The sequence below is a fragment of the Bradyrhizobium sp. genome (assembly GCF_052389815.1).
In the GTDB taxonomy this organism is placed as follows: domain Bacteria; phylum Pseudomonadota; class Alphaproteobacteria; order Rhizobiales; family Xanthobacteraceae; genus Bradyrhizobium.
Map to the genome: position 1 here is coordinate 1 of NZ_JBQTHN010000046.1, position 9,722 is coordinate 9,722.

The window sequence follows — 9,722 nt, forward strand, 5'->3', positions numbered from 1 at the left end:
GTGTTGGCCCACGCGGCCTCGATCGCCATCATCGCGCCGCGCGGCAGCAGCAGCGCGGGCAGCGCGACGATGCAGAGCAGCACCAGCACCAGATAGAACAGCACGTTGAAGATCAGCGAGCGCAGGAAAATCATTTCAGTCCTTGTTCGCCTGCGCCGTTGCCGGGCGGCGCGGCGTAGCTGCCGGCTGCTCGGCGAGATCGGAGGTCAGGTCGAGGCCGATATCGGCCAGCCGCACCCGCATCTCCGCAGCGACATATTTGGCGTATTCCGATAGCAAGAGACGGAACGTTCCGCCACTCGTCCACCACGGCTCGTCACGCCATTTGTCGCCGACGACCGCGAACGGGATCAGCGTGATATCCGGCATCGCGTGTGACAGTTCCACGATCGCCCGCGGCATGTGGTAGTTCGAGGTCACCACGATCAGCGACTTGAAGCCGCGCTCGCGCGCCCAGCGCCGCGTCTCGGCGGCGTTGCTGCGGGTGTTGATCGCCGATCGGTCGAGATCGACGCAGCATTTGAGCAGCTTGTGATTGTCCGGCAGCGTACGTGAAATGTCCTGCACGTCGTTGGTCGGATGAACGCCGGAGATCAACAGCCGCTTGCCGTAGCCGCCGGCGAGCAATTCCATGGCGTCCGACACCCGTGACGAGCCGCCGGTCAGGACCACGATGCCGTCGGCATTGCGGGCGGGCTTCACCTCGGCGCCGCGCAGCTGCGACAGGAAGGCAATGAAGCCGAAGCCGGCGCCGACAAAGGCGAACGCGAGCGTGCCGACGATGGTCGCGCGCAGCCATCCGCGCGGCCGCCGGGCCGCAGCATCTTTGATCTGCTCGTCGGGCTCGCTCATGCGAAGCTAAAGGTCCTTCCCCGGGGCAATTTTAAATGCTTTTGGGGCGATGTGGAGTCCGGTTCTCGCCATCAATCGATGTCGTCCAGCGTGGCCAGCAGCGTGCGGCGCGAGGCCCAGGCGGTGATCGCGGCGATGGCGACCGCCTGGATCGCCAGCACCAGATAGCCCGACGGCCTGAGCGAAAAGGTGCCGAGCAGGGCCGCGAACTGGTCGCCCACGGGCGTGCCGGAAAACCATCCTGCGATCGATTCCGAGAAGCCAAAGGCGAGCATGGCCGCGCCGCCGCCGAGCACGCCGCCCTCGAGCCCCAGCCGCAGGAAATGCCGCAGGAAGTGGTTGGCGATGTAGGAGTCGCCCGCGCCGACGAAATGCAGCACCTCGACGATCGGCCGGTTGGCCGCCATCGCGCCGCGGGTGGCGAACGACACCGAGATGATGGTGGCGATGATGACGAGCGCCAGGATGCCGATGCCGGCGAAAACCGTCGCGCCCGTCATCGAGCGCATGCGCTCGATCCAGGCGCGGTGATCGTCGACGCTGGCGGAAGGCGCAACCTTCATGACGCGCGCGCGCAAACCGGCGAGATCCAGCGCCGTGCCGGGCTGCACCCGGGCGATGATCACGCGCGGCACCGGCAACTGATCGAGCGACAGCCCGGTGCCGAGCCAGGGTTCCAGCAGCCTTGCCGACTCCTCCCTGCTGAAGGGCCGGACCTCGACGATGCCAGGCTCGGCGCGGATCGCCTCCGCCACGGCAGCGGTATCGCGCTCGACGTCGCGGCCGGCCAGCGGACGCACCTGGATGGTGATTTCGCTGGCGACATCGGACTGCCATTCCGCGGCGGACGCGCTGATCAGCAGCACGGCGCCTGTCGTGATCGAGGCGAGGAAGGTCATGATCGCGACGACCACGACCAGCGCGCGGCCGGAGATCGAGGCGCGCGGCACGATCGGCGACATGATGCGCGCCCGCGCCGGCAGCTGCGGCCGCTCGTTGCCGAGGTCGACCAGCGGCCCGTGCTCGTCGATCCTACTCATAGATGTGCAGCCGTCCCTGATGCAGCACCAGACGCCGCGCGTCGTACTGCTCCATCAGGGTGATGTCGTGGGTGGCGATGATGACCGCGGTGCCGGACTTGTTCAGTTCGATGAACAGCCGCAGCAGGCGCCGGCCGAGCGTGGGATCGACGCTGCCGGTGGGCTCGTCGGCGAGCAGCAGCTGCGGCCGCGAGATCACGGCGCGGGCAATGGCGGCGCGTTGCTTTTCGCCGCCCGACAGGATCGGCGGCAGCGCGTCCATGCGCTCGCCGAGCCCGACCCATTTCAGGAGGTCGATCACCTCGCGGCGATAGCTGGATTCCTCGCGGCCCATGACGCGGAACGGCAGGGCGACGTTCTCGTAGGTCGTCATGTGCTCGAGCAGGCGGAAATCCTGCAGCACGATGCCGATGCGCTTGCGCAGGTCCGCGATCTCTTCCTTTCCCAGCAGCGAGACGTCCTGGCCGAACAGGTTGACCAGCCCCCGGGTCGGCCGCAGCGACAGGAACAACAGGCGCAGCAGCGACGTCTTGCCGGCGCCGGAGGGGCCGGTCAGGAACTGGAAGGAATGCGCCGGAATCAGGAACGACAGGTCGCGCAGAATCTCCGGCCCTAACCCGTAGCGCAATCCGACATTTTCGAACCGGACCAACCTCTAGCTCCGTTCGACGGGCTCTGGGCCCCCTGGGTCGCCCCCGCCCCGGCAACGAACCGCCCTGAAAGCTTGTGCCGCTGTTATGGTTTCCGGTTCGTTAACGGTCGGCTTGTAGCATCCTGCCGCTACCATTGGAGATGGGCTCCATGCATATCGTTTGCCCCAATTGTACAACGTCTTTCGCCATCAATCCCGCCGCCCTGGGCTCCGCCGGGCGGACCGTGCGCTGTTCCCGGTGCAAGCTGACGTGGCTGGCCAGCGCCGAGGACGCCCTCGAGACCGTCGAGGTGGCCGCGGCAGCGCCTGCGGCCGCCCAGCGCGACGTCGCGGCCGAATGGGACGCCATGGCGCAGGAAGATACCACCCCGGTGATCGAAAGCCCCTCGGTTTCCCCCGACTGGCCGTCGCAGGCCACCCGGCACGAGGCAGAGGCCGACTGGACCACCGCGGCCCGCCACGACATCGACGAGGAGGCGGAGGAGCCGCTGAGGCGCTCGCGCCTGCGCGAATTGTTCAGCCTGCCGCCCTTCCCGCCGATCCCGATGCTGCGCGGCGCCGGGCTGACCGCCACCTGCGCCGCCATGGCCGCGCTGATCGCGGCGCTGATCGTCTGGCGCGGCGACGTGGTGCGGCTGCTGCCGCAGACGGCAAGCTTCTACCGGCAGGTCGGCCTCGAGGTGAACCTGCGGGGCCTTGCCTTCAGGGACGTCAAGATCACCTACGAGACGGTGGACGCCAAACCCGTGCTCGTCATCGAAGGCATGATCGTCGGCGAAACCACGAAAGCGGTCGAAATCCCGCGGCTGCGCTTCTCGGTGCGCGACGCCCAGGGAGCGGAAGTCTATGCCTGGAACGCGGTGCTGGAGCAGACCGTGCTCAAGCCGGGCGAGCGCGCCTGGTTCAAGTCGCGGCTTGCCTCGCCGCCGCCGGAAGGGCGTAATATCGACATCCGCTTCTTCAACAAGCGCGATCTCGCCGCCGGCCACGCCTGAGCGGGCGCAGCGCGCGCAAGGGAACAGCCGATGCCGCGCGTGCTGATCGCCGACGACGAGGATGCCATGCGCCAGCTGGTGTCGCGCGCCATCGCCATGGACGGCCATGACGCCGTCACCGCCGAGGACGGCGCCGAAGCGCTGGAGATCCTGGTCCGCGAGCGCGGCCGGTTCGACCTGCTGCTCACCGACATCCAGATGCCCGTGATGGACGGCATAGCGCTGGCGCTGGCCGCCGCGCGCGATTTTCCGGAATTGAAGATTTTGCTGATGACGGGCTTTGCCGATCAGCGCGAGCGGGCCTCGGGGCTCAACGCGATCGTGCATGACGTCGTGACCAAGCCGTTTTCGGTGGCTGATATCCGCACCGCGGTGGCGGACGCGCTGGCGGCGAGGAAGGGATGGTCACAACTCTCGTAGGGGGTTGGACACAAAATTGCGAAAACAACCCCATGCAAAGTAGGAAACGCCCTTGCAGCCGGAGGGCAATCGCATCGCGAAACCCATCACACTTGTCGCGGAGACGTGATGGGTTTCGCTTCGCTAATGCCTTGCCGGCGCTGTCATTGGACAGATGCTAGACGACAGGTCCGGGCGTCCAATCGTCGCCAGAAAGCGGCGTAACCCTCACGCCATGGATGACTCCCAGCTGGAGACTCGGATCGAAATGGCGCATCGTGCGCTCGTTGAAGTCGATGATGCGACCAGGAGTGAGTGGCCCCACATCGTTTATCTTGACGACGACCTTCTTTCCCTTGGCTTCGACCAGAGCAAATTTCGGTCGCTCGCGATATTTCACCCCGCCGAACAAATTGCGCAGGTTGGTCTTGATGGCAGCCGACCACGCAGAGGGATCGTAGCGTTCGCCGGAGGCTGTATTCGGCCCGCCCTCACGCCATCCGGGCTTGAACGGATTGTAGGTTGATGCTGCACCAACGATTGCGGGTCCCAAGACCGCACCGTCGACAGCGCTGGAACGAACTGCATCGGATTCAGTTGTTGCCTTGGCAAAACGGGAAGTTGTTTCACTAGTTGCCTTGGCAACGTTAGAAAGTGAAATCGCAAGCGCGACGCCGCAAATTGCGGCGCTCAAGCGAAACGCCATCATGACTCCTGACTGATTTTGACTGGATTTTCTGGTGGTGGGAGGGTGGCCGGGCCGAAAGAAGACGCCAACGGAGCGCCCTTCTTTCAATCCGCGTCTTTGCGAATCCGCGCCAGTGCGGCGACGGAACCGACCATGGAACTCCGCGAGCCGACGGCCGCGGATGAGCGCGTCTAAGCCCGCAAATGCGACATCAATGTGGATGTCGCCGGATCATAAAAATGTTCCGTCGCGCACAAAAAAATGCCGCAGAGACACATGTTCGGATTCCCGCGGCATGATCTTGCCCGAGTCCCGCAATCTCAGCGTCTCTCTCGTGAAATGAAAGCGCAGTCAGGTGGATGCGTTGAGCGAGGCTAAGCGTGATGGCGTTAGGTTGAATCACTCCGCGCGGCGGACTCGGTTCACCTCTCCCGTTGGGGGCCCAAAGGGAGAGGTGATTTCCCGATGCCGCTCCAGTTCAACCTTATCTCTCAGGCTCTAGAGTTTTCAGCTCACTTCAACGATCGACATCGATGATCGTGTGTCCCGGCTTTCCAGGCCGTGTAAAAACTCAAAGACCGCGAGTTTCGATAGAACAGAATGCTACGCGAGCGATTTTATCTGGCGTTCGCGATGTATTCGATCTTCTCTTCCCACTCGCGATAGAATTAGATTCTAGCGCGAATCGCGATGCGCGGGTTTTTACACAGCCTGCTTCGCCGGGACGACAATTGAGTTATGGCCGCCGCACCCTCACATCTCGGACGGGCAGTTCACCATCCAGGGAATGCCGAATTGGTCGGTGCACATGCCAAAACCCTTGGAGAAAAATGTCTTGGCGAACGGCATGGTGACGGTGCCGCCTTCGGCGAGCGCCTTGAACTTGCGTTCGGCGTCGGCGGGGTCCTCGACCTGCAGCGAGACCGAGAAGCCCTGCGGCGTCTTGAAGTGGCCGGGCGGCGCGTCGGAGGCCATCAGCACCTCGCCGTCGATCGTCACCTTCGCGTGCATGACCTTCTTCTGGTAGTCCGGCGGGATCTGCATCTCCGGCGGCCCCTCGCCAAAGGGAAACATCGCCTCGATCTTGGCGCCCAGCACCTTCTGGTAATATTTCAGCGCGGCTTCGCAATTGCCGTTGTAGGTGAGGTAAGGATTGACCTGCATCGTGGACTCCTTGTCTTGCGCCATCTCTTGGTTGCGTTCCCCGGACGCTGCGCAGCGCCATAAGCGCGTTTACGCGCGTCTTCGACGCGCTTTGGTGGTGCGCCGCTGATCCGGGGTCCACCGGTCGGGTCTCGATGTGGGTCCCGGCTCGGCGGCTCAGCGTTACACGCTGCACCGCGTCCGGGACAAGAGAGCGCTTCACTTCTCGGTGAGCTTTTTCAGGTTGGCAAGGCCCTGCTCGAAATCCTTGCCGACCATCTTGTCGAAGTTCATGAACACACCCATCACCTTCGACATGAACGGCGCGGGACCGTGCATCACCCAGTGCACGCTGGTCGCATTTCCCTGCGGCAGCATTGTGAATTCGGCGGTGTTGTGCGCCTCGAACGGCTTCAGGAAGTCGAGCTTGATGACGAGCTTCGAGGGCGTGCTCGCCTCGAGGATTTCCATCCGTCCCGTACCGACGTTCTTGTCGCCCTCCCAGCCATAGGTCGCGCCCTTGCCGCGCTCGGCGCCGCCATAGTCGCGCTTCAGGTTGGGGTCCTTGTTCTCCCATGGCGACCAGCCCCGCCATTGGCGGAAATCGCTGAGCACCGCAAAGATCTTCTCCGCCGGCGCGTCGATGGTGGCGCGGCGCTCGATGCGGAAGGTGTCGGGCTTGGTGGCGGCGAGAACGAGGATGACGGCGATCGCAACGACGAGCACGATGACGATGCCGGCAATGACTTTGAACATGGTTGGCTCCATTGATGGCTCCTTGCTGCCTTGACGACGAATGGCCTCGACAAAATCCGACAAAGACTCTGGAGTTTTCTCTCCGTCATGCCCGGGCTTGTCCCGGGCATCCACGTTCTTGGTTCGGCAACGGAAGACGTGGATGGCCGGGACAAGCCCGGCCAAGACGACTGCGCGACTATCTCGCGACCTTAGCGCTGTTGCTGTCGCGCATCAGGCGGTCGAGGTGCATGCGGATGTGAGCGGCCTCCGCGGAGGTGTTGGCGAGCGCGATGGCGCGATCGAAGGCGACGCGCGCCTCCTCGTCGCGGCCGAGCTGCATCAGGAAGGCGCCGCGCACGCCGAAATAGTGGAAGTAGTTCGACAGGCGCGGCGCCAGCGGCTCGATCATGTCGAGCGCGGCCTGCGCTCCCCGCACCTTCGAGGCCGCCACCGCCCGGTTGAGCGTCACGACCGGCGAAGGCTGCATGACTTCCAGCGCGCCATAGAGCAGATCGATCTGGGTCCAGTCGGTGTCTTCGGGCTTCTCGGCGCGTGCATGCAGGGCGGAGATCGCCGCCTGCACCTGATAGGGCCCGCTGCGGCGATGGCGCATCGCCTTGTCGATCAGCGCAAGGCCCTCGGCGATCAGCGCCTTGTTCCACAGCGCACGATCCTGGTCTTCGAGCAGGATCACCGCGCCATCCGAATCGAAGCGCGCGGCGGCGCGGGCGTGCAGCAGCAGCAGCAGCGCGGTGAGGCCCATGATCTCGGGCTCGCTCTGGAACAGCCGCAGCAAGAGGCGCGACAGGCGGAGCGCCTCCTCGCACAGGGGCGAGCGGATATCGGCGGTGTCGCCACCAGCCGAATAGCCCTCGTTGAAGATCAGGTAGATCATGGCGGCGACGGAAGCGAGCCGCTCGCTGCGCTCCACCGCGCCCGGCGTCTCGAACGGCACTTTGGCCTCGGCAACGCGCGCCTTCGCTCGCGTGATGCGCTGCTCCATCGCGGCTTCGCTGACCAGGAACGCGCGCGCGATCTGCTTCACATTGAGGCCGGAGACGATGCGCAGCGCCAATGCGATCTGCTGAGTCGCCGGCAAATCCGGATGGCAGCAGATGAAGAGCAGCCGCAGGATGTCGTCGCGGTAGTGCGAGCCGTCGAGCCGCTCGGCGACCTGCTCCTCGGCGTCGCCGAGGTCGGAGATCAGATCGTCCTCCGGCAACGCCTCCAGCTTGCGGTGCCGGCGGACCTCGTCGATCCCGGCATTGCGGCCGACCATGATCAGCCAGCTGGCGGGATCGCGCGGCGGCCCGTTCTGCGGCCAGCTCTTCAGCGCGCGCAGGCAGGCGTTCTGGTACGCCTCCTCTGCGGCATCGAGGTTACGGAAATAGCGCAGGAGCGCGCCGACCGCCTGGGGGCGCGCCGAGGCCAGCGCGGCGTCGATCCAGGCGGTGTCGGTCACGGCGTAACGCTCCCGGGATTGAGCGCGCCGACGGGGCGGATCTCGTAGGCGCCGCCGGGATTGGCCGCGCCGAGATCGCGCGCGACGTCAAGCGCCTCGTCGAGATTCTTGCAGTCGACGATGTAGAAGCCGAGCAGCTGCTCCTTGGTCTCGGCAAAGGGGCCATCCAGCACCAGCGGCGGATCGTCCTTGCGCAGCGTGGTCGCCGCCGTGGTCGGCAGCAGGCGCGCGACCGGGCCAAGCCGCCCCTGCCTGGCGAGATTCTCCTGCACGACGGAGAGTTTTTTCATGACCTCGGCGTCGTGCTCCCTGCTCCAGGAGCCGACCAGGTCTTCGTCGTGATAGCAGAGGATGGCGTACAGCATGCGGCAACAAACTCCCTACGTCTTTCAAGACGACGGAATATGCCTGCAGCCGACAGCGAAGCGGAAGAAATTTTTCGATTTCTTCCGCTTCGACAAGGGGAACTTGTTCGCGAGGATTGCGTGCGGCTTACCAGTACACGCCGTACTTGGCGGCGATGCGGCGGGCCTTGGCCTCGTCGGTCTCACGACGGACCTTCTTTGCGGTCTTCTTGGTCTCGGTCGTGGTCGCGGGCTTGGTCTCGGTGGTCGTGGTCGCCGTCGGCGTCGTGGTGGTGGCGGCTACGGGAGCGGTGCTCTGCGCCGGCGCCTGGGCCTGAACCGGGGCCGCGGCCGGAGGCGGGACCTGCACCGGAGCGGCATCGTTGGCGGTGGTGGCGGCCTGCGCGAGCTGGACGGAAACCTGGGCGATCGGCTTCGGCGCTTCGGTGGCGGCCGTGGCCGTCGGAATGCCGGCCAGGCTCAGGCTGCGGCTTTCGCCGGCTTGAGCGGACGCCGAGGCCAGCAGCAGCGCGGAGATCAGGATGAATTTGCGCATGTGAAGTCTCCCTTGTTTGATGGAGGCAGACTAGGGCAGCCGCCCGATCCGTTATGTGACAGACATCACACAAATCCTGGGGAACCCGAGAATGACAAAAGGCGCCCTCGCCATCCTCGTCCATGGCGGGACGGAAAACTGGTCGCCGGCGCGCTGGAAGGCCCGGTTCGACGAGGCGTGCGGTGACCGCCGCGTGCTGCTGCTTCCCTCCGGTTTCGATCCGGCCGAGGTGCACTACGCCGCGGTGTGGAAGCCGAAGCCGGGAGAACTGGCGGGCTTCCCCAATCTGCGCGCGATCTTCAACCTGGGCGCCGGCGTCGATGCGCTGATGGCGGATCGCTCGCTGCCCGACGTGCCGCTGGTGCGCGTGGCGGTTTCCGACCTCACCGACCGCATGGCCGAATACGTCGTGCTGCACGTGCTGATGCACCATCGGCAGGAGCCTTATTTGCGTCAGTCGCAGCGCGAGAAGCGGTGGCAGCCGAAATTCCAGCATGCGGCGAGTGCCGTGTCGGTCGGCATCATGGGGCTGGGCACGCTCGGGGCCAACGCGGCCGACATCTTGCGGCGGCTCGGCTTTCGCGTGTCGGGCTGGAGCCGGTCGGCCAAGACGATCGACGGCGTCAGATGTTTTGATGGCACCGACGGCTTTGACGCTTTCCTGCGGCAGACCGACATCCTCGTATGTCTGCTGCCGCTCACGGACGACACGCGACACATCCTCAACCGCGATGTGTTCACGCGGCTCAGTCGCAGCGGTCCGCTCGGCGCACCCGTGCTGATCAACGCCGGCCGCGGCGGCCTGCAGGACGAGAGGGATATCCTCGCCTGCCTCGACGACGGCACGCTGGGC

Annotated in this window: 12 protein-coding genes; 3 read left to right on the forward strand and 9 right to left on the reverse strand. The window is 65.2% G+C overall.

What is annotated here, in order from left to right; translation table 11 throughout:
- Positions 1–135: 135 nt before the first annotated feature.
- The 3 genes from ACT4OC_RS09275 to ftsE all read right to left on the reverse strand — a co-directional run bounded on the left by ACT4OC_RS09275 (position 136) and on the right by ftsE (position 2,544).
- Positions 136–852: a YdcF family protein gene (locus ACT4OC_RS09275; protein ID WP_444838678.1), complete on the reverse strand. Its 717-nt coding sequence runs from the start codon at positions 850–852 to the stop codon at positions 136–138.
- Positions 853–923: 71 nt separating this feature from the next.
- The gene (locus ACT4OC_RS09280) at positions 924–1,892 is read right to left on the reverse strand and encodes a cell division protein FtsX (protein WP_444838679.1); all 969 of its coding nucleotides are present in this window, start codon (positions 1,890–1,892) and stop codon (positions 924–926) included.
- Positions 1,885–2,544, reverse strand: a complete 660-nt coding sequence (ftsE, locus tag ACT4OC_RS09285) for a cell division ATP-binding protein FtsE (RefSeq protein WP_444838680.1) — start codon at positions 2,542–2,544, stop codon at positions 1,885–1,887. Before ftsE ends, ACT4OC_RS09280 begins: the two co-directional genes overlap by 8 nt.
- 149 nt (positions 2,545–2,693) lie before the next feature.
- Between ftsE and ACT4OC_RS09290 the strand changes: the two genes are divergently transcribed.
- Together ACT4OC_RS09290 and ACT4OC_RS09295 are read left to right on the forward strand one after the other, a co-directional pair.
- Positions 2,694–3,539 carry an MJ0042-type zinc finger domain-containing protein gene (locus tag ACT4OC_RS09290; RefSeq protein WP_444838681.1) on the forward strand — a complete coding sequence of 282 codons (846 nt, stop codon included), beginning with the start codon at positions 2,694–2,696 and terminating at the stop codon, positions 3,537–3,539.
- Positions 3,540–3,569: 30 nt separating this feature from the next.
- Positions 3,570–3,959: a response regulator gene (locus ACT4OC_RS09295; RefSeq protein ID WP_444838682.1), complete on the forward strand. Its 390-nt coding sequence runs from the start codon at positions 3,570–3,572 to the stop codon at positions 3,957–3,959.
- A 157-nt stretch (positions 3,960–4,116) separates the two neighbouring features.
- On the opposite strand, the gene ACT4OC_RS09300 is transcribed toward ACT4OC_RS09295, so the two are convergent.
- The 6 genes from ACT4OC_RS09300 to ACT4OC_RS09325 all read right to left on the reverse strand — a co-directional run bounded on the left by ACT4OC_RS09300 (position 4,117) and on the right by ACT4OC_RS09325 (position 8,869).
- Positions 4,117–4,647: an RlpA-like double-psi beta-barrel domain-containing protein gene (locus ACT4OC_RS09300; protein WP_444838683.1), complete on the reverse strand. Its 531-nt coding sequence runs from the start codon at positions 4,645–4,647 to the stop codon at positions 4,117–4,119.
- A gap of 732 nt (positions 4,648–5,379) precedes the next feature.
- Positions 5,380–5,790 (reverse strand): VOC family protein, encoded by a 411-nt coding sequence (locus tag ACT4OC_RS09305; RefSeq protein ID WP_444838684.1) that lies wholly within the window; start codon positions 5,788–5,790, stop codon positions 5,380–5,382.
- Positions 5,791–5,988: 198 nt separating this feature from the next.
- Positions 5,989–6,525: an SRPBCC family protein gene (locus ACT4OC_RS09310; protein ID WP_444838685.1), complete on the reverse strand. Its 537-nt coding sequence runs from the start codon at positions 6,523–6,525 to the stop codon at positions 5,989–5,991.
- Positions 6,526–6,703: 178 nt separating this feature from the next.
- The gene (locus tag ACT4OC_RS09315) at positions 6,704–7,969 is read right to left on the reverse strand and encodes an RNA polymerase sigma factor (protein ID WP_444838686.1); all 1,266 of its coding nucleotides are present in this window, start codon (positions 7,967–7,969) and stop codon (positions 6,704–6,706) included.
- Positions 7,966–8,334 (reverse strand): YciI family protein, encoded by a 369-nt coding sequence (locus ACT4OC_RS09320; protein ID WP_444838687.1) that lies wholly within the window; start codon positions 8,332–8,334, stop codon positions 7,966–7,968. The genes ACT4OC_RS09315 and ACT4OC_RS09320 overlap by 4 nt, the downstream gene beginning before the upstream one ends.
- 127 nt (positions 8,335–8,461) lie before the next feature.
- Positions 8,462–8,869 (reverse strand): hypothetical protein, encoded by a 408-nt coding sequence (locus ACT4OC_RS09325; RefSeq protein ID WP_444838688.1) that lies wholly within the window; start codon positions 8,867–8,869, stop codon positions 8,462–8,464.
- A 91-nt stretch (positions 8,870–8,960) separates the two neighbouring features.
- On the opposite strand from ACT4OC_RS09325, the gene ACT4OC_RS09330 reads away from it, so the two are divergent.
- On the forward strand, positions 8,961–9,722 hold a 762-nt coding region (locus ACT4OC_RS09330), incomplete at its 3' end, for a 2-hydroxyacid dehydrogenase (RefSeq protein ID WP_444838689.1).